This is a genomic window from Speluncibacter jeojiensis (assembly GCF_029589495.1).
GTDB lineage: Bacteria > Actinomycetota > Actinomycetes > Mycobacteriales > Mycobacteriaceae > Speluncibacter > Speluncibacter jeojiensis.
This window is the reverse complement of the sequence record NZ_JAAIVF010000015.1, coordinates 1-19,868: the sequence shown is the minus strand read 5'-3', so window position 1 is coordinate 19,868 and position 19,868 is coordinate 1. Positions and strand designations below refer to the sequence as shown.

16 protein-coding genes and 1 pseudogene are annotated in these 19,868 nt (G+C 70.6%); 9 read left to right on the top strand and 8 right to left on the bottom strand.

Annotation, left to right across the window (positions count from 1 at the left end):
- Positions 1-107 precede the first annotated feature (107 nt).
- Entirely contained in the window at positions 108-1,241 is a 1,134-nt protein-coding gene (locus G4X40_RS22835) for a PucR family transcriptional regulator (RefSeq protein ID WP_277835936.1), read from the bottom strand.
- Positions 1,242-1,405: 164 nt separating this feature from the next.
- Between G4X40_RS22835 and G4X40_RS22830 the strand changes: the two genes are divergently transcribed.
- From G4X40_RS22830 to G4X40_RS22820, 3 genes are all read left to right on the top strand, one after another.
- Positions 1,406-2,284 carry a LysR family transcriptional regulator gene (locus tag G4X40_RS22830; protein WP_277835935.1) on the top strand — a complete coding sequence of 293 codons (879 nt, stop codon included), beginning with the start codon at positions 1,406-1,408 and terminating at the stop codon, positions 2,282-2,284.
- Positions 2,281-3,189 carry a serine hydrolase gene (locus tag G4X40_RS22825; RefSeq protein ID WP_277835934.1) on the top strand — a complete coding sequence of 303 codons (909 nt, stop codon included), beginning with the start codon at positions 2,281-2,283 and terminating at the stop codon, positions 3,187-3,189. Before G4X40_RS22830 ends, G4X40_RS22825 begins: the two co-directional genes overlap by 4 nt.
- Before the next feature lie 69 nt (positions 3,190-3,258).
- Positions 3,259-5,037, top strand: coding sequence for a penicillin-binding transpeptidase domain-containing protein (locus G4X40_RS22820; protein ID WP_277835933.1), 1,779 nt, complete (start codon positions 3,259-3,261; stop codon positions 5,035-5,037).
- A 110-nt stretch (positions 5,038-5,147) separates the two neighbouring features.
- Here G4X40_RS22820 and G4X40_RS22815 read toward each other — a convergent pair whose 3' ends face one another.
- The 4 genes from G4X40_RS22815 to G4X40_RS22800 form a co-directional block, all read right to left on the bottom strand.
- Positions 5,148-7,469: a solute carrier family 23 protein gene (locus G4X40_RS22815; RefSeq protein WP_408642281.1), complete on the bottom strand. Its 2,322-nt coding sequence runs from the start codon at positions 7,467-7,469 to the stop codon at positions 5,148-5,150.
- 111 nt (positions 7,470-7,580) lie between these two features.
- Complete coding sequence (locus tag G4X40_RS22810; protein ID WP_277835932.1) at positions 7,581-8,690, bottom strand: sensor histidine kinase; 1,110 nt, start codon at positions 8,688-8,690, stop codon at positions 7,581-7,583.
- Entirely contained in the window at positions 8,687-9,400 is a 714-nt protein-coding gene (locus G4X40_RS22805) for a response regulator transcription factor (RefSeq protein ID WP_277835931.1), read from the bottom strand. The genes G4X40_RS22810 and G4X40_RS22805 overlap by 4 nt, the downstream gene beginning before the upstream one ends.
- Positions 9,388-11,706, bottom strand: a complete 2,319-nt coding sequence (locus tag G4X40_RS22800; RefSeq protein ID WP_277835930.1) for an MMPL family transporter — start codon at positions 11,704-11,706, stop codon at positions 9,388-9,390. Before G4X40_RS22800 ends, G4X40_RS22805 begins: the two co-directional genes overlap by 13 nt.
- A gap of 75 nt (positions 11,707-11,781) precedes the next feature.
- On the opposite strand from G4X40_RS22800, the gene G4X40_RS22795 reads away from it, so the two are divergent.
- On the top strand, positions 11,782-11,964 hold the full coding sequence (locus G4X40_RS22795) for a hypothetical protein (RefSeq protein ID WP_277835929.1): 183 nt from the start codon (positions 11,782-11,784) through the stop codon (positions 11,962-11,964).
- Positions 11,965-12,033: 69 nt separating this feature from the next.
- Positions 12,034-13,419, top strand: a complete 1,386-nt coding sequence (locus G4X40_RS22790; protein ID WP_277835928.1) for an FAD-binding oxidoreductase — start codon at positions 12,034-12,036, stop codon at positions 13,417-13,419.
- Positions 13,420-13,547: 128 nt separating this feature from the next.
- Here the strand turns inward: G4X40_RS22790 and G4X40_RS22785 are convergent.
- Positions 13,548-14,587: pseudogene (locus G4X40_RS22785) on the bottom strand (hypothetical protein).
- 69 nt (positions 14,588-14,656) lie between these two features.
- Between G4X40_RS22785 and G4X40_RS22780 the strand changes: the two are divergent.
- Positions 14,657-15,595, top strand: a complete 939-nt coding sequence (locus tag G4X40_RS22780) for an MBL fold metallo-hydrolase (protein WP_277835927.1) — start codon at positions 14,657-14,659, stop codon at positions 15,593-15,595.
- A 65-nt stretch (positions 15,596-15,660) separates the two neighbouring features.
- On the opposite strand, the gene G4X40_RS22775 is transcribed toward G4X40_RS22780, so the two are convergent.
- Positions 15,661-16,014: a hypothetical protein gene (locus tag G4X40_RS22775; RefSeq protein WP_277835926.1), complete on the bottom strand. Its 354-nt coding sequence runs from the start codon at positions 16,012-16,014 to the stop codon at positions 15,661-15,663.
- 703 nt (positions 16,015-16,717) lie between these two features.
- On the opposite strand from G4X40_RS22775, the gene G4X40_RS22770 reads away from it, so the two are divergent.
- Positions 16,718-17,359 carry a transglycosylase SLT domain-containing protein gene (locus G4X40_RS22770; RefSeq protein ID WP_277835925.1) on the top strand — a complete coding sequence of 214 codons (642 nt, stop codon included), beginning with the start codon at positions 16,718-16,720 and terminating at the stop codon, positions 17,357-17,359.
- Between the two features lie 145 nt (positions 17,360-17,504).
- Here G4X40_RS22770 and G4X40_RS22765 read toward each other — a convergent pair whose 3' ends face one another.
- Positions 17,505-18,128 (bottom strand): TetR/AcrR family transcriptional regulator, encoded by a 624-nt coding sequence (locus G4X40_RS22765; protein WP_277835924.1) that lies wholly within the window; start codon positions 18,126-18,128, stop codon positions 17,505-17,507.
- A 68-nt stretch (positions 18,129-18,196) separates the two neighbouring features.
- Here G4X40_RS22765 and G4X40_RS22760 point away from each other — a divergent pair, with 68 nt between their 5' ends.
- A complete protein-coding gene (locus G4X40_RS22760) occupies positions 18,197-19,087 on the top strand; it encodes an NAD(P)H-binding protein (protein ID WP_277835923.1) in 891 nt (296 codons plus the stop codon).
- Positions 19,084-19,785 carry an SDR family oxidoreductase gene (locus G4X40_RS22755; protein ID WP_277835922.1) on the top strand — a complete coding sequence of 234 codons (702 nt, stop codon included), beginning with the start codon at positions 19,084-19,086 and terminating at the stop codon, positions 19,783-19,785. The genes G4X40_RS22760 and G4X40_RS22755 overlap by 4 nt, the downstream gene beginning before the upstream one ends.
- Positions 19,786-19,868: the final 83 nt, after the last annotated feature.

Sequence of the window (19,868 nt, the reverse complement as noted above, 5' to 3'; positions counted from 1 at the left end):
CAGCAACATCGTCTTGCGCGTGAGGGTACGCCGAATCGACCGTCGCCGAGCACTATCGCTGCTCGGCGCGGTCGTCGGTCCGGCGTCGGCCGCCGCGGGGAGTCCGGTCAGGCTGCCTCGCTGCGTGCCGTCGTGGCGAGGTAGTCGCGCGCCGCCAGCGCCGCCTGCAAGGTCCACAGGCCGGACGGCCGGGTGGGGTCGTGACCGGTCATCTGCGCGACCCGCTTGAGCCGGTAGTCGACGGTGTTGACGTGGAGGTACAGATCCTTCGCGGCGCGGCGGCGGTTCGCCTCGTGGCCGATGTATACCGTCAGCGTCTCGAGCAGTTCCGGCGCGGCAGCCAGCGGTGTGAGCACGTCGAGCAGGTGATCGCGGCCCTCACTGGGTCGGGTGAGCTGGTATTCCAACGCCAAGTCGGCCATTCCGTACAGTCCGGGACCGCGCCGGCCCATCTGCGCGAGCAGCGACAGCTCGCGCGCCTGTTCGGCGGCGGCGGGGATCTCGCCGATGCGCGCCTGGATCGCGGTCGCGCGGATGTCGACCCCCGCGGCTCCGGACACGAACTCGAGCGCCTCGGTCACCTCGTCCCACATCGGGACGCCGGGCAGCAGCAGAATCAGGTGCGACGCGGACCGCGAGAGCAGCAGCGGCGAGCCGAACTGCGCGGTCAGCGCCGATTCGATGCCGCGGCCGGCGCCGGGCGTGCGGGACGTCGCCGCCAGCTGCACGACCAGATACTGCTCCGCGACGACGAGCCCGTGCAGCCGCGCGATCGCCTCGGCGTCGCCGCCGGTCAGCAGTGCGCGGGTCAGCGTGTCGGTGGGCGCCTCGCCGCCGGAGCGCACGGCGCCGCAGCCGGCGACGTACGCGGTAGCCACCACCAGGCTTGCGTGCTCCGACAGCGCCAGCAGCAGCCGCTCCTGCGCCATCGAGGCGGCGAAGTCCGGCGCGACCGAGCGGTCCAGGATCAGCGCATGCGCGGCCGCCATCGCCTGGTGCGTGCGGGCGAGCACCTGCTCGATCGGCTGGCCGGCGCGGGCGCAGTCGCCGGCCAGGGTGCGGATGGGTCCGAAATCCTCGCCCTCGGGAAGCCGGCCCTCGCGTAGCGTCGTCGCGCCCAGTCGGAGGAACAGTTCGACGTCCGCGTGCGCCTCGGTGCCGTCGGCCGGCCGTGGCGAACGCGCCGGACCGACGTGGGTCCGGGCGTGGACGGGTCGCGATTCCTGGAGGGGTGTCGACATGGCGGAGCTCCCTAACTGAACCTTCGATTGGGTTCTCCCACCTTCGCCCGCCGATGTGATCTGGACCACCGTAGGGGTACGGGGGTTTACTACGGGGGTTCCCCCCGGGGACCCCGTAGGGGCGGCCGGATCGGCCGCCTCGGCGCCCGTGTTTGACTGGCGGCATGGATCAGCTGCGGCACTGGCAGTTCTTCGTCGCGGTCGCCGAGGAGGGGCACTTCGGCGCCGCCGCCGACCGGCTCGGCATGACCCAGCCGCCGGTATCCCAGGGCCTGCGCCGGCTTGAGGCGCACCTGGGCGTCGAGCTCATCGAACGCTCCGCCCGCGGCGCGGTCCCGACAGCCGCCGGACGGTCGCTGTTGCCGCGCGCGCGGGGCCTGGTGCGCGACGCGGAACGCCTTTCGACCGAGGCGCATCGGCTCTCCACGGCGGCGGAGACCCGTCGGTGCGGGTTCGCGGTCGACGTGCCGCCGGGCCTGGTCACGGCCTGCCTGACCACGTTGCGCACCGGCGGCGCGGCGGTCGCCGCGGTCACGGGCACCACGCCGGAGCTGGTCCAGGCGGTGGCGGCGGGAGAGGCCGACGGCGCGGTCGTCGAGGACCCGGCGGTGACCGGACCGCTCGACCGCGGCGCGCTGCACGTGGTGTCGCGGGTGCTGGTCGTCCCACCGGGGCATCCGACCGCGGCGGCGCGGCGGCTGCGCTGGTCGGCGCTGCGCGGACTCGCGTTCGCCTGCCTGCCGCGGTCGGCGAACCCGCCCGGACACGACCGCCTGCTCGACGCGCTCCGCGGCCGGGGGCTGGATCCGGAGGTCGAGGCCACCGACGATGACCGGCGCATCGCCGCGACCGTCGCCGCGGGCAGCGCGTTCGGCATCGTCCGCCCCGGCGTGGCGGACGAGGCGGGGCTGCCGTCGCTCGCTCTGCCCGACGACGACTTCGCGCTGCGGTTACGGGTGGTGACCCCGTCCGGCGGGGGCGGCGCGCTGGCGGGGCTGCTCGACGGCGCCGTGACCCGAGCGACGGCACAGGTGCGCCGATGACCGCGCAGGAGGTCGCCCGGCGCGTCGACGACGCCCTCGCCGACGCCGGCTGCGACGGCTGGTGGCATGCCGAACTGCTCGACGGTGGCGGTGCGCGGGTCGGATCGGGCTCGGACACCCCGGTGGTCCTGACGTCGATGTACAAGGTGCCGTTGCTGGTCGCGGCCTGCCGGCAGGTCGACCGGGGCGAGCTCGACCTGCGCGCGAAGGTGACCGTCACCCCGTCGCAGTGCACGCCGGGGCCGACCGGGTTGTCGCTGTTCGCCGACGAGGTCACGCTGTCGTGGCGGGACCTGCTGCGCTCGATGATCGCGGTGTCCGACAACGCCGCCGCCGACGTCGTGCTCGGCCGGGTGGGTCTGCCGGAGGTCGAGTCCGCGCTCGCCGACCTGCGCCTGACCGCCACCGTCGTGCGCGGCGGAGCCCGCGACGCGCAGGATCTCGCCGTCGCGGACCTCGGCGCCCGGGACTGGGAGGATGCGTTCCATCTGCTGGCCACGGACCCGAACGCACAGTCCGGCCACGCCTTCGACCCGTCCTACGTCAGCGCGTCCACCCCGCGGGAACTGTGTCTGCTGCTGCGCGCGATCTGGTCCGACGAGGCGGCGTCCGCGGCGTCGTGTGCGTTCATGCGCGAACTGCTCGGGCAGCAGGTCTGGCGCCACCGCATCGCCTCCGGGTTCCCGTTCGCCGGGGTGAGCATCGCCGGGAAGACCGGCACGATCGGCGCGGTGCGGGCCGAGATGGCGGTGGTCACCGTGCACGGCGAGCCGCCGATCGCCGTCGCGGTCGTCGCCCGGTCGGTACGCGCGCAGCCGGAACTGCCGGCGGTCGACGCGGTGATCGGCACCGTCGCCCGGCTCGCCGTCAACCACCTGCGCGCCGGGCTCGAGCCGGACCTATAGCGAACCGCTATCGGCCCGCGGGCGGGTCGCACTTGGACAACCGGACGATGCTGCTGCTGTGCTGCGGGCATGATCCGATCGCACACTCACGGTCGCCGCGTGGTCCCGCTGGCGGTGCTGACCGCCCTGGTCGCCGCCTCCGCTGCCTGTGGGGACGGCACGAGCCCCGACCAGCGGGCGCTCGACTCGTTCGTGGCGGCCGTGCATTCCCGTGATTCCGGCGCGGCCGCGGCGCAGACCGGCGACCCCCGGGCAGCGACAGCGGGACTGCGGGCGAGCCTCGACGGGATGGGCGACGCCGTCCCGACGATGACCGTGGGCGACGCCGACAGCGCCGGTACCCGCCCGACCACCACGGTGTGGCGGATCCGCGACGGGGTCGACGCCACCACCACCGGGACCGTCACGGTCACCGGCGGGCACGTGCAGTGGTCACCGCAGGTGCTCGACACCCGGCTTCAGCCGGGCGGTCGACTCCTCTACTCCGACGACCTCGACTACACCGCACCCGTCGTCGACCGCGGGGGCAGACCGGTGATGTCCTGGCAGACGGTCACCCTGGTGAACCTCGCGCCGACCGCCCCCGCCTCGAGCGCGGACGCGGTCGCCGACGCGGTGCACGCCGCGGCGCCGTCGATCACCGCCGCGGACATCCGCCAGGCGATGGCGGCCGCGCCTGGACACGACTACACGGTCGTGACGCTGCGCGCGGACGACGTCGACCCGATCCGCTCCCGGCTGGCGGCGATCCCCGGCGTCACACTGCCGGAGCAGGGCCGACTGCTCACCGCGAGCCGGCAACTGCGCTCACCGGCGTTCGGCGCACTGCCCGACATCTGGCAGAACATGTTGCGCGCCAACGCCGGATGGTCGGTGTCCGTCGACAATCCGCAGGGCGCCGCCGCCGTCGCGAGCGGACCGGGCAAGCTCGTCGACCCGCTGCACACCACGCTCGACGGCGCGCTGCAGCAGGCGGCGCAGCGGGCCGTCGACACCCAGACCCGGCCGGCGGTCATCGTCGCGTTGTCACCGTCGACCGGCGGTGTGCTGGCGGTGGCACAGAACCGCCCCGCGGACGAGCAGGGTCCGGTCGCGCTGACCGGCCTGTACCCGCCGGGGTCGACGTTCAAGACCGTGACGACGTCGGCGGCGCTGGATGCCGGCGTCGCCACCGCCGACGATCGGCTCCCGTGCCCCGGCGTGGCGACGGTCGAGGGCCGCACCATCCCCAACGAGGACGAGTTCGACCTGGGCACGGTGCCGCTGCACACGGCATTCGCGCAGTCCTGCAACACCACTCAGGCGATGCTGGCCGTCAAGCTGGCGCCGCGCGCGCTCACCGACACGGCCGCGGCGTTGGGGCTCGGGGTCGACTTCGTCACCCCCGGGCTGACCACCGTCACCGGCAAGGTCCCGGTCACGTCGGGCGGCGCCGAGCGGGTGGAGGCCGCGATCGGGCAGGGCGCGGTGCTGGCCAGCCCGTTCGGCATGGCGGTCGCGGAGGCCTCGCTGGCGAACGGCGGCACGATGATCCATCCGAGCCTGCTCGCCGGGCAGGCGGCGAAGGCCGACCGCAGCCCGGAACCGCTGCCGCAGTCCACCGTGTCGGCGTTGCGGGCGATGATGCGCGAGACCGTCGCCTCGGGGACCGCCCGGTCCCTGCGGGACATCGACGGCCTGGGCGGCAAGACCGGGACCGCCGAGGTCAGCGGCAAGCCGGCACACGGCTGGTTCGTCGGCATCGACGGGGACGTGGCCTTCGCGGCGTTCATCGACGGCGCGGACTCGTCCGGTCCCGCCGTGCAGATGGCGGGCACGTTCCTGCGCGGTGCGGACGAAACGGCATGACGGAGGAAACGACGCCGGGGACCCCGTAGGGGCAGTTGCCACGGCGGCAGACCAGCCAGACCGGCCGTCGTGGCAACTGCGAGGTGGGGGCTATCGGTGCCGCGCGCCGATCATCGGGCGCGCGGAGCCGTCGCCCCGTCCGGGTCGAGGTAGTCGATCCCGGTGTCTGTGACCCGCAGGACGCGGCCCGAGGCGATGTCGAAGAACAGGCCGATGATCTCGACCCGCCCCTCGGCATGCGCCCGCCCGGTCAACGGGTGGTGGCGCAGTGTCCGCATCTGCAACGCGACGTTGACCATGCCCAACTGGTCGCGCTCGTCGAAACCCGCCTCGGCGGCTGCGCGCGCCACCGGGTGCCCGTCGCCGTGGGCCAGCTTGCTGGGTTCGGCGTGGGCGATCCACGCCCCCACCGGCGACCCCACCGCACCGTTGTCGAGCAGGGCACCCATCGCGCCGCAGCCCGAGTGCCCGCACACGATCACCGCGGCGACGTCGAGTTCCTCGACGGCGAAGGTCAACGCGGCCTCCATCGAGGTGTCGGCCTGCGCCTCCGGCACCAGGTTGCCGACGTTTCGCACGGTGAACAGGTCGCCGGGCCCGCTGCCGGTGATCACGTTCGGCACCACCCGCGAGTCCGCACAGGCCAGGAACAGCGCGTGCGGGTTCTGCCCGCCGCCGAGCCGGTCCAGGTGCACGCGCAGCAGCGGCGCGTGGCTGCGGTGATACTGCGCGATCCCGTCCATCACCGGCCGGCAGGCTTCGGTGTCGGTGCCGGTGTGGTCGTCACCGGAGGGGCCTGATCCCTGCTGGGTCGCACCCCACGGTGCGAGGCCGCGCGCCAGCGTGGCGACGGGGTGGCGCTTCGGCGGGGCGGACACGGCCGCCGCCATCGCGTGCGTGCCGATCTCGTCGACGACGACGGTGCCGCCACTCGCCTGGTGCCGCTCGGCCCACTCCTCGATGACCTCGCAGCAGGCGTGGTCGAGAAAGTCGACCGTCAGTTCCAGGTTCACGTCGACGCCCGGCGGCACCGCCGCCAACGCGCGCGTGAGCCGGGGCAGCGACAGGAACGTGCAGGTCCCCTCGATGCTCACCCGCCAGCGCCGCACGGTCCCGGGCTCGACCCCGGACGCGGTCACAGACTCGATCGGCTCGGCGTGCACGGTCGAGCGCACCACCCGCCACACCATCAGCGCGATCGCTACGAGCAGGCCGATGACGACGCCCTCGAGCAGGTTCAGGAACATCACGCCGAGCACGGTGACCACGTAGACCACCAGGTCGCCGGTGCGGTGCGCGAGCCGGATGTGCGCCAGCTTCACCAGCGCGACACCGATCATGATCAGCAGGCCCGCGAGCGCCGCGTACGGGATCTTCTCGACCAGCCCGACCAGGAACACCGAGAACAGCAGCAGCCACACGCCGTGCAGGATCGCCGACGCCCGACTCTTCGCCCCGGCCGCGACGTTGGTGGCGCTGCGCACGATCACACCGGTGACCGGCAGTCCGCCGAGCAGGCCGGACACGGTGTTCGCCGCACCCTGGCCGATCAGCTCACGGTCCAGATCGGACTTGCGGCCCTTGTGCATCTTGTCGACCGCCACCGCGGACAGCAGGCTCTCCACGCTGGCGATCAGCGCGATCGTCAGGACGCCGGTCACGAAGCCCGACCACTGGCCGTCCGGCAGCGTCGGCAGCGCAATCGCGTCGAACAGCGACCCGTCGATCGCGATGCGCTTGACGTCCAGCGGCAGCACCAGCGACACCACGGTGGCGAGCACAATCGCCACCAGCGGCGCCGGGATTCGGGACCACTTGGGCGGCAACCTCTTCCACAACAGCATCGTGACGACGACGATCCCGCCGATCAGCACCGCACCCGGCTGCGCGTGCACGATCTGCGACGGCAGCCCGGTGATGTTCGCCCACACGGTGCTGCTGGAGGTTCCGCCGAGCAGCACGTGCACCTGTTGCAGTGCGATCGTGATGCCGATACCGGCGAGCATGGCGTGCACAACGATCGGCGAGATCGCCAGCGCCGCACGCGCAATCCGGCTGAGCCCGAACAGGATCTGCAGGATCCCCGCGCCGACGGTGATCGCGGTGGTCACCTTCCAGCCGAACTTCGCGACCAGTTCGGCGACGACGACGGTCAGGCCGGCGGCCGGTCCGCTCGCCAGCAGCGGGGAGCCGCCGACCGCGCCCGCCACGATGCCACCGACGATGGCCGCGATGAGACCGGCCAGAATCGGTGCACCCGAGGCGACCGCGATGCCCAGCGACAGCGGTAGTGCGACGAGGAACACCACGATGGACGCCGGAACATCATGGCGCAGAATGCTTTCCCAACGGCCGCCGGACAGGTCTCCGCCCCCCGGCGGGGCGCCGGCCCTCGCCGTCGTCGCCGCTGCTGTGGTCGTCGTCACGGGCATCCTCCTCGCGGTCGCGCGCGGCGACCGTCAGTCGATTTCTGCCCACCTTCCCCACCGGTTGTGGAGAATCGTGCCGCCGATCGATGAAGATTTCGTGAAGATGTCGCCGGATCAGCAGGGCAGCACGACCGTGAAGGTCGCCCCGCGGTCCGGCCCGGCCGAATGCGCCCGCACCTGTCCGCCGTGCGCCTCGACGATCGCCTTGCTGATCGCCAGGCCGATGCCGGTGCCGCCGTGGCCGCGGTCGCGCGCGGTGTCGACGCGATAGAAGCGTTCGAAAATGTGCGGCAGGTGTTCGGCGGCGATCCCGCCCCCGGCGTCGTGGACCGCGATCTCCACGGTGCGCCGAGTCCCGCGATGCGCGGTCACCAGGACCTCGCCACCGGGACGGCTGTGCCGCAGCGCGTTGGCGAGCAGGTTCGTCAGCACCTGCTCGATCCGCTGCCGGTCCACCGGGACGGCCGGCAGGGCCGGGGTGATGTCGCCGCGCAGCCGCAGGTCGCGGTCGGAGTACGACCGGGACGCGGCGGCGATCGCGTCCGACACCAGGTCGGCGGGCGCGACCCGCTCGGTCTGCAGATCGAGTTGCCCCTCCTCGGCCTGCGAGATCGCGCCGATGTCCTCGCTCAGCCGCGCCAGCCGGGCCGTCTGGGTGCGCAGCATTTCGAAGGTCGCCGGGTCGGGGGCGACCACGCCGTCCTGCAGGCCCTCCAGATAGCCGTCGATGACGGTGATCGGCGTGCGCACCTCGTGCGCCAGGTCGGCGAGCAGCCGCCGCCGGGTCGACTCGACGGTCTCCAGCTGTGCGGCCATCCGGTTGAGCGCGCCCGCCAGCGAGTCGAACTCGCGGCCGAGCCGCGGCGGGGTGACCCGGGTGCCGTAGGCCCCGCCTGCGATCCGCGTCGCCGCCGCCGACAGCGTCTCGGCCGACCGCCCGAACCGCCTGGTCACGGTCAGGATCACCACCAGCGAGAGCACGAAGGCGGCGAGGAACCCGAACAGCAACGCCAGCAGGTTCGCCGACCGGAACGCCTGCTCGGCGTGCGCGGCGATCGTCGGTGGCAGCGTCTCGCCCTCGCCGGCGAGGTGGGTCCGGAACAGCCGGGGTCCGACCACGGAGGCGATGAACCAGGTGGACACCGCGGTGAGCAGTTCCACCGTCACCAGCGCCGCCCACAGCCGCGCGCCCAGCCCCGTCACGGGCAGGCGCGGCCTCCTCATCGTCCGCCGCCCATCCGGTAGCCGACGCCGCGGATGGTGCGGACGAACCGTGGCGCGGCGGCGTCGTCGCCCAGCTTGCGGCGCAGGTGACCGATGTGCACGTCGACCAGCCGATCGTCGCCCACCCAGTCGTCGCCCCACACGGCGTCGATCAGCTGCCGCCGGGTGAAGGCGACGTGCGGCTGCCGCGCCAGCGTGGCCAGCAGGTTGAACTCGGTGACGGTCAGGTCCCGGGTCCGGCCGCCGAGGCGCGCCTCACGCCCGTCGAGATCCACCTCGAGCGGCCCGAACCGCGCGACGGTCGCGGTGGTGTTCGGCGCCGGCAGTCGGCGGGGTCGCCGCAGCATCACCTTCACCCGGGCGACCAGTTCGCGCGGGCTGAACGGCTTGGTCAGGTAGTCGTCGGCGCCGACCGACAACCCGACGAGCTTGTCCACCTCGTCGCTGCGGGCGGTCAGCATGATGACGTAGCAGTCCGAGAAACGCCGCAGCTCGCGGCACACCTCGACCCCGTCCAACAGCGGCAGGCCGAGGTCGAGCACGACGACCTCCGGGTCGAACTCGCGCGCCGCCTCCAGCGCGGCCGGACCGTCCTGCGCGGTGCGTACCTCGAACCCGTCGTGCTGGAGGTAGCCGCGGACCAGGTCGACCAGGGCGGACTCGTCGTCGACGACCAGGGCGCGCCGGGGTTGTTGCGTCATGGTCTCCATGATGGCGACAACCGCGGCGGGCGGTGCCGGACCGGCGGGACGTCTGCCGGATCCGGGTGTCCGGCTCGGATCCGGGTGCCCGGCCACCAGTTGCGGTGTCCGAGCAGTTTCATGAACGCGGGCACCAGGATCATCCGCACCAGGACCGCGTCGATCGCGATGGCCACCGACAGCGCCACGCCGAACTGCTTGAGCTCGAGTACATCCGCGGAGATGAAGCCGGCGAAGACCACCACCATGATCGCGGCGGCGGCGGTGATCGGGCGGGCGGTGTGCTCGAGACCCTCGGCGACCGACTCGACGTTGCGGGCGTCGGGATCGCCATCCGGTCTGTCGGGGAGGTCGGCGGCCTCGGCCGTGCGCCGGTCCCAGGCCTCCTTCATCCGGCCGATCAGGAACACCTCGTAATCCATCGACAGTCCGAACAGCACGACGAACACCGTGACCGGCAGATAGACCTGCAGGTAGCCGACGCTCTGGAAGCCGAGCAGGCTCGATCCCCAGCCCCACTGGAAGATCGCGACCGTGATGCCCAGCGCCGCACCGGTCGCGAGCAGGTTCATCAGCACCGCCTTGACCGGCAGCACCGCGGACCGGAAGGCGACGGCCAGGAAGATCAGCGACAGCAACAGCACGATGGTCAGCACCCAGGGAAGCGCGGACGTCGTCTCGTCGGACAGGTCGACGAACTGAGCGGTCGTGCCGCCCACCAGGATTCGCGTCGATTTGCCGGCGGCGGCCTCGTCCGCCCGGCCCCGCAGATCGCGCGCGAGGTCGGCCGCGGCGGTCGAGTCGACCGGAACCTTCGGCGCCGCGATCCACAACATCCGGCCGTTCTCCTCGCGCGGCAGCACCCCGGCGATGCGCGGGTCGTGCGCGAGCACCTGCGCCATACGGTCGGTGGCCGCGCGACCGGACGGCTGCACCGGCCCGTCGTCCGGTCCGGTCGCGACGATCTCGACCGGCGCCAGCATGCCCGGCGAGAATTTCTGCGCCAGAATGGTGTTCGCGTGCCCAGATGGAGTGTGGTCCAGGGCAGCGGTGCCGAGGTCGATGCCGTAGCGCAGTCCGGTCACCGGCAGCAGCGCCACCACCAGGACCGCGGCGACGAGGCCGCCGTAGAGCGCCGGCCGGCGCATCACCGCGTGCGCCCAGCGCGCCCACGCGCCGCGGGTCGAGGTGTCGCCGACCTCGGCCGGGCGCAGTCGGGCCGGCAGCGCCAGTGTGTTCACCCGCGGGCCCAGGACCGCCAGCAGCGCCGGGAGGAAGCTGAGCGCGACAGCCAGCACCGACAACACGGTCACGACCACGCCGATGGTGATCTCGTGGAACACCGGCGAGCCGATCACCAGCAGCGCGCAGATCGCGATGGTCAGGATCATCCCGGAGATCGCGATGGTCTTGCCCGCGGTCTGCATGCCGACTCCGATCGACTCCGCGATGGCGTCGGTCTGGTGCCGGTCGGCTCGCCTTCGGTCCACGACGCCGCGCCGCGTCATCTCCTCGCGGACGCGACCGACCACGAACAGCGCATAGTCGATGCCGATGCCGGTCCCGATCATCGTGGCGATGACCACCAGCAGCGTGTCGAAGCTCAGCACCGTCGACAGCGCGGTCAGCACGCCGAACGCGCACAGCAGTCCCGCGCCGGCGGCGACCAGCGGCAGCAGGCCGGCGACCACCGCGCCCAGCGCGACGATCAGCACGATCAGCGCCACCGGCAGACCGATCGACTCGCCCCGTTCGGCGTCGGCCTTCTCGACCACCCCGAGGTCGTTGGTCAACGGCGAGAACCCGGTCAGCGAGGCGCGCACGTCGGCGGTCGACGTCGCCCCGACGATGTCCTGCAACCGCTTCGCGTCGGTGATGTTGGTGCGCGACGTGCCGCCCATCCCGACCACCGCGATCGCCGAACGTCGGTCGGCGGAGATCTGACCGGCGGCGAACGGATCGAACGGACCGATCACGCCGACGACACCCGGACCGGCGCGCACCGCGTCGAGCGTGTGCGCGACGGCCCGGCGATATTGCGGATCGTCGACGGTCAGGGTCGACGCGTCGAACACGACCGCGTCCTGCTCGGTCCCCATGTCCGCGAAGTGCTCGTGCATGAGCTGCTGGACATGCGCCGAGTCCGAACCCGTGACGTTGTAGTCGGAGCCCTGCAGATTCCCGGACAGCTGTGGATAGGCGAGCGCGCAGGCGATGAGCACGATCAGCCAGCAGCCGAGCACCGGCCACCGGTGCCGCGCGACGAACACGCCCCAGCGATGCGCCCACGACGGACCGCCGGACGCACGCCTCATGACCGGCACCCCCTTCTTGCCCACGGCAAATGTAGTGGCCGCAGCGATTCCTCGGGGTCGAAACGCGCAGGTGGCATGCTGGAGGTGCGTGGGGACCGACCCGAACAGGAGGCACAGCGCGAGATGCGCCGAACCGGTTACCGCACCTTCTGCGGCCTGTGCACCGTCCTCGACGTGATCCTGTCGACGCTGCTACGCCCCGCGACGGTGGTGGTCGCCGCGGTCGCGTACGGGGTGTGGTGGCTGCTGCCGCACTGAGGCTGAGGAGATCCTGAGATCTGCGCCGATCCATCGGCGTAGCTGATCTTGCTCGGTACGGTCCGTCCGGTGACTGTTGCCAGCATCGAACCGTTCATCGACCGGCGTGCGCTCCGCGGTTGGGGCCGCACGGCTCCCAGTACCGCCCGGGTGCTGTCGGTCGCCGACGTCGACATCGTCGCCCGGGCCGTGCGCGAGGCCGGCCCCAGAGGGGTGATCGCCCGGGGATTGGGCCGCAGCTACGGCGACCCCGCCCAGAACGGCGGCGGGCTCGTCGTCGACATGACCGCCTTCCGGCGGATCCACTCGATCGACCCCGACAGCGGCATCGTCGATCTCGACGCCGGAGTCAGCCTCGACACGCTGATGCGCATCGCCGTGCCCCACGGACTGTGGGTACCGGTGCTGCCGGGGACACGTCAGGTCACGGTCGGCGGCGCCATCGCCGCCGACATCCATGGGAAGAACCACCACTCGCACGGCAGCTTCGGCAATCATGTCGTGTCGATGGACCTGCTCACGGCCGACGGACAGGTCCGCATGCTCACCCCGGAAGGCGCCGAACGCGAACTGTTCTGGGCCACCCTCGGCGCCATGGGTCTGACCGGAATCGTGCTACGCGCCAAGATCCGGATGAAGAAGACCGAAACCGCGTACTTCATCGCCGACCACGACCGGACCGCCGACCTCGACGAGACGATGGAACTGCTCACCAACGGCTCCGACGACGGCTATGACTACTCGATGTCGGTGCCCGACACCATCAGCACCGGACGGCAACTCGGCCGCGCGGGATTCACTCGTGGATCGCTCGCCACCGTCGATCAGCTGCCGAAGAAGCTGCGCAAGGATCCACTCAAATTCGATGCGCCGCAATTGTTCACGGTTCCGGACGTGTTCCCGAGCGGAATGGTCAACGGGGTGACGTGCCGGATCGCCGCGCAGGCCGCGTACCGCGTGTATCCGAAGCACTCGCGCGGCAAGATCGAGAATCTGACGCAGTTCTATCACCCACTGGACCTGCTCGGCGAGTGGAATCGCGCGTACGGCAACCGCGGATTCCTGCAGTACCAGTTGTCGATGCCGTTCGGGAACGAAACTCAACTCGCCGACATCGTGCGCTTCATCGCCCGGTCGGGACAGCGGTCGTTCCTCAACGTGTTCAAGCGCATGGGCGCGAGCAATCCGGCGCCCCTGTCGTGGCCCCGACCGGGATTCATGCTGAGCCTGGACTTTCCGATGAGGGAGGGGCTCGGCCGGTTCTGCACCGAACTCGACGAACGCGTCCTTGCCGCCGGCGGCAGGCTGTACTTCGCGAAGGACTCGCGCACCACACCCGAGATGATCGAGCGGATGTATCCGCGGCTGGACGAATGGCGCCGGATCCGCGACGCGGTCGACCCCGATCGGGTCTTCGCCTCGGATCTGTCGCGGCGACTGAACCTGGTGGACTGAACGCCGGCTGTCAGTGCGCCGCCGCGGACTCCCGCGGCGGCGCACGTCGTGAAACTCAGTGGTGGAACAACCGCACTCCGGTGTTCGCCAGCGTGATGCCCAGCTCCCGGCAAGCCTGTCGCACCTCGTCACTCCGTGCGGATCCGCCCGGCTCCACGACCGTGGTCACCCCGAACCGGTGGGCGTGATCGGTGTTGTCGCGGAAGGGAATGTACCCGTCGGAGGCTAGCGTCAGACCGGTTTGCAGACTGTCCCATGGCGCCTCGATGCTCGGAGTGTCCGCCTTCCCCATCAGCGATGGTTAGCGCCGCGCGCTGCGACGGCGTCATCTCGTTCTCGGCGACACGGATCTGCCAGTTCACCCGCTCCTGGCGCGGCAGTTCGCCGGGCAGCGCGAGCCCACGCACTGCGGGATGACGCCGGCGCCACCAATACGACGCCTTGCGCCCGGCGAGCCTGGTGCAGTCCACCCGCGACTGCTGACCCGCGCCGATCCCCAGCGCCATGCCGTCTTTCACATACGCGACCGAGTTCGACTGCGTGTACCGCAGGACAGTCGTCCCCAGCAGAGCGTCGGCGATCTGGTGCGGGGTGAGTTCCGGGCCTTCGACGACCTGCAGCAGGTCGGGGGCCAGTGGAGTGCGCTGCGCCTGCTGGTCGAGTCGCATGCCGAAAACCTCTCTGCGTTCCCATTCGGGCGGTTCGTAGTCCGGGTCCGCCTCGAGCACCAGGAACGTGCCACGCTTCTTCCGGGACAACGTCGCCACGACTCCGGGGGCGAACCCAGGCGCGATGATGCCGTCGGAGACGATGCGGGCCAGCAGGGCGCAAGTTCGTCGTCGACGGGTTCGGACACCGCGATCATGTCGCCGAAGGAACTCCTGGGGTCCGCGTCGCGGGCCCGCACATAGGCGCTCGCCAGCGGTCCGATCGCGCCGTCGCCGAGACCCCAGGTTTCGCGCATCACCTCATCGACATCGCCCGCAAGCGCGGCGCCCGCAGGCGAGACGTGTTTGAAGGAGGCGGCGGCAGGCGAATCGGCGACCGACTTGGCTTCTCGCACAAATTGCCAAGCGTTGAGAGCGTCGAGGTAGTTGATCATCGACGGTGCTCCGTGCACCACATGTACGTGGTCGCCGGTGACGCGCGCGCCTTGGTGAGGGTTCATTCCCTATCGCAGGTCCATCGCTACTACCGTCGTACACGTCGACGACAACCGGACGGCGAGGAGACCGACATGTCGACGGACCAGCACCAACGCCCAGCCTCACCCACCACACTCGAGTTGCTCGGTGCCGCAGGCGGGTTCATTCGGGGAATGCTCCGTCCTCGCCCGGTCGACAGTCGGCTGATCGACACGATCACGGATGCCGGCCTGCCCGAAGGGGGCGCGACGGTCACCGTCCGCGCCCTGCCGCAGGTGCCGCGTTCGGTCCCGGCCGGCGGCGTGATCGAGGGTGCCGGGATGCGCCGACGCGTGCGCAATGCCATGACGACTTTCGTCGTCGAGCATCCGGAAGCGACCTTCCTGGTGGACCCGTCGTACTGCCGCGACGCCCCGCACCGGGCGATCGCCGAACTCCCCGGGGTGTTGCGGCCGGTCGTGACACCGCCGGCGGACACGCTCGCCACCGTCGATTCGCTGGCCGCCGCGGGAGTGGGCCGCATCCCCGACTTCGCCCTGCCCACCCACGCCCATTGGGACCACGTGTGCGGTCTCCTCGACCTGCCCGGGATCCCGGTGCACTTGCGCAACACCGAGCGCGACTGGATCCTCGGTCCTGCCCGCCCGCCGGTCGGTGGCGTGCGGTCGGCGCTGACCGATGGGCGCGCCATCGTGGCATACGAACTCGACGGCCCGCCGGTCGCCACCTTCACCGCTTCACACGATCTGTTCGGCGACGGCGCCGTGATCCTGGTGGAACTGGCCGGGCACACGCCCGGCAGCATCGGCGTGCTGGGCCGCACCGATGCGGGCTGGGTACTGCTCGCAGGCGACGCCGCGTGGCACTACGAGCAAGTCGCCCGCGTGCGGCAGAAGCCCGCTTTCCCAGGTGTGTTCGTCGACGAAGACCGGGACGCCGCTTTCGCCGCACTGCATCGACTGCATCTGGCGCGCCGACTGGTCCGCGTCGTGCCCACCCATGACCACGATGCCGCCGCGGCGCTTCGGTGACTGGAAGCAGCCCGCGATGATCTGAACTCGCCGGCGCGCCGACCCAGCCCATCGTCAGGCAGATCTCACTCGCCGAGGGGTCGCTCGTTGTCGTAGTCCCACGCTTCCAGCGCCCAGGTTTCGGTGAGGATCCGGTTCAGCTCCGCTGTCGCCTCGGCGATGGTGCGGGTCAACTCGAAGACCCTGTCGACGACCTCGGGACCGGGACTGCCCATCTCGCGGTTGATGCGCTGGGCCAACGCCCAATCGGCTGCATCCTGCGGGAACGCTCTCTCTGCGAGTCGGATCAGAGCCTCCACCCTCGCTCGGTCGCCGTCCCGCTGCGCCTGCGCGAGACCTTTCCGGAGCCGCTCAGCGGTCACCGGGCCGTCCAGCAGGTGCTCAGCGGTCTCCGCGAGCCCGTCATCACCACCAGTCATCCGTCGACCCAAACACAGCATGCTGCGCAACTCCAGCAGTTCCGCTGCGCCGGGTTCGAGATCATCCGCGCGTCCGACGTCCCGCACCCGACGGATGCCCGCGCCGCCGACCCTCGGCTCCCGGCGGTGTCACGCCCCGAGAGGGCTTCCGCAGCCGTCCGGACAGGCGCCGGCAGGGCGCCCCCGATCCGCCCTCTTGATAACGAATCGGTCTCGAACAGCGTGTTTTGTTGACAGAAATTTTGTGACATGGGCCACCGCTGAAGAACTTCACGTAACCGCAGGTGACGACAGATAAACCGGATGATCCGGTCGTCCGATATGCCCGGAAAACCGAGCGGTTTCGGCGCCCCTGACTGGCGTTCTCTCAGGTTTGTATATCAATCTGTTATCTGCCACGAACGCAGATGCGAGTCTGCGCACCACGAGGAAGTCGAGTTTTCTATGCGGATAAACCCCGCATGTGCGGCCCGCGGCTCGGCCGCGGCAACCGGGAGCGCCAGCGCGGCCACGGCCGCCTGAGTAAGCCCCGTCTTCTGGACCCGATACGCGATCGGTCCGGTTGCGCCATGCGGTGAGGCGGCATTGCCCCTCAGTCCATGAGTTCACCCATCGCGATGACGCCACATCGCCGGGGCACCTCTGCGCCCTGACTGTTGGCGGCCGGATTTCCCGGTCGATACATATCAAGGAATCCAGTCCCATGAACGTTGCTCGCAAGCTCAGCCATGCCCGAAACACGCCCCACCTGCGCAAGACCTGGGCAACCGGTGCCGTCACGCTCGCCGTCGTGGCGGGCCTGAGCACCGGAGCGCTCATCACCGTCGAACCCTCCGCTCATGCCGAGCAGACGACCGCCGATGCGGCAAGTGTCCAGCAGGTCGTCCCGGCGGCCGCGGAGTTGCCCGCTCCGGCTCCTGTGTCCGCGCCCGCGCCGGTCGAGGCACCCGCTCCGGCACCGGCTCCCGAGCCCGTCGTCGAGGCTCCCGCGCCCGCCCCCGAGCCCGCTCCCGCGCCCGTCTACTCGGACGACCTCGACGGCTGGATCCACCACGCGCTGGACATCCTCAACGCGCACGGCATCCCCGCCAGCTACAACGGCATCTACCGCAACATCATGCGTGAGTCGACGGGCAACCCCCAGGCCATCAACCTCTACGACTCGAACGCCGCCGCCGGCATCCCGTCGAAGGGGCTGCTGCAGGTGATCGACCCGACGTTCAACGCTTACCACGTCGCCGGCACCAGCTCCGACATCTGGGATCCGGTCGCCAACATCGTCGCCGCCTGCAACTACGCGGCCAACAGGTACGGCTCGATCGACAACGTCGATTCGGCCTACTGAGTAGGCATTCCGCCGATGCGCTGACGGGCGTCGGTGTACAGGACCGGCAGCAGGGCTCCACGACAGATCGAGTACAACGGCGATCCGGACAGTCCCTCTCCGAATGGAGCAGGACAAGCGAATCGAAAGCAAATTCGGCGAACTGCTAACTCGACGGCGTGGTCCGAGCGTGCAGGGCTACCGCCTGCTGGATCTGGGTGAGGTCGATGTCGGTGTCGAGGTCCTCGGCGGCGGGCACGGTGTCGCACAGCTTCTCGAGTCCGAAGAGTGCGCCGACCAGGAAGGGGTACACGGTCACGCCGAGCAGACCCTCGGCGGTCGTGGCAGCCTCTGTGGTGGCGTATCCGCATTCGTCGGACAGGTGCCTTGCCAGGGGGCGCTCGGCGGCAAGCAGGAAGCTGTCGTGGATCTGTGCTGCGGCCTGCGGCAGGCGGACCGCTTCAGCGATGCCCAGGCGGCACATCTGGATCACCGGAGCGTAGCTCAGCATCTGCCGCACCCGCCCACAGAAGCGCGCTACGGCCTCCCAGGGGTCGGCGGCGTATTCGGACGGGGCGCCCAGCCGGTCGGCGAACAACTCCTGGCTGCGCTCGACGCTGCCGACGAAAAGCGCCTCCTTGGTCGGGAAGTGCGCGTACAAGGATCGCTTGGAGGTGGCGGCCCGGGCTGCGATGGTGTCCATCGAGGTGCGGTCGTAACCGGTCTCCAGGAAGACGTGTTTAGCGGTGTCCAGGATGTGCTCATGCAGCGCATCTCCTCGGCGGGCCACTTGGAACCTCCATCGAAGTAAACGGTACGGTCGAGTATACTTCTGCTGTCGACTCGAAGGGAGTTCCCATGATCGTCGTTACTGCCCCGACCGGCCACATCGGCACCCATCTGCTCGACCGACTGCTGGCGCACCGCGAGGCGGTGCGCGTCATCGCCCGCGATCCGGCACGGTTGCCCGCACCGGTGCGCGACCGTGTCGAGGTCGTGCAGGGTTCCCACCGTGACACCGACGTCGTCGACCGCGCGTTCGCCGGCGCCGATGCGGTGTTCTGGTTGATGCCGGCCGAGCCGGCCGCGAGCAGCATCTACCAGACCTACGTCGGCGACAGCATCCCTGCCGCGGAGGCCATCGTGGCCCGCCAGGTGCCTCGGGTCGTGGTCGTGTCCGCGCTGGGTCGGGGCACGCAGCTGTATGCCGGGCATGCCTCGGCCTCCTGGGCGATGGATGACCTGCTGCGCAGCACCGGCGCTCACGTACGTGCCCTGGCCAACCCGACGTTCATGGACAACGTCGCCCGCCAGGTCGTCTCCCTCGCCGACCATGGCGCGCTCACCGGCACCCTGCCCGGCGACCAGAAGGCGCCCACGGTGGCGACCGCCGACATCGCCGCGACGGCGGCGACGCTGCTCGCCGACCACACCTGGACCGGCCAGGACACCGTCAACCTCCTCGGGCCCGAGGACCTGTCCCTGAACGATCAGGCGGCGATCCTCACCGAGGTTCTCGGCACCCCGGTGCGCTACGAGCGCACCGGCCGGCGGGCGTACAAGCAAGATCTGCTCGGCTACGGGATGTCCGAAGCAGTCGCTCAAGGGCTGATCGACATGGACACCGCCAAGGAACACGGCCTCGACACCGCCGTGTCGCGCATGCCGGAGAACACCACACCCACCACTTTCCGTCAGTGGGCCACCGACGTGGTCAAGCCCGCCGTCGACGCCAGGAGCGCCCGATGACCGAGAGCCCGCACCGACCCACCGCGCTGATCGTGGGAGCAAGCCGCGCCCTCGGCCTGGGCCTGGCCACCGAGCTCGCTCACCGCGGCTGGACAGTGATCGGCACAGTCCGGGGTGCGGCCCGCACCGGCCTGCACGACCTCGCCGACCGCTGCGCCGGCCGGGTCGAAGTCGAGATCCTCGACGTGACCGAACCAGCGCAAATCGTCGAACTTCGCAACCGGCTCGATGGCCGTGCACTCGACCTGCTCTTCGTCAACGCCGCCGTCACCCGCGGCAACGTGCCCGCCGCCGACGTGCCGGCCGAAGTGTTCGCCGAGGTCATGGTCACCAATGCGCTCAGCCCCATGCGGATCATCGACAGCCTGCGAGACCTGGTGCCACCCTCCGGAACGATCGGGGTGATGTCTTCCAGCCAGGGCAGCATCTCGCTGAACACCGTTGGCGGCCAAGACGTCTACCGGGCCAGCAAGGCCGCACTCAATCAGCTCATGCGCAGCCATGCCGCCCGGCACGCCGACGACCCCCGCACCTTGCTGCTCCTCAACCCCGGACACGTCCAAACCGACCTCGGCGGTCAGCACGCCCCACTGACCATCGAGGACAGCATCCCTGGCGTGGTCGACACCATCACCGCCCACCACGGCGACGGCGGCCTCCACTTCCTCGACTACCACAATCAAACCGTTCCCTGGTGAACGAGACTTGCCCCCACGCTCCCCCGAATCCGACTCCACGTCGACTCGAACGGCATAGCCTTGGCCTCGAGACCTTGTTGCTT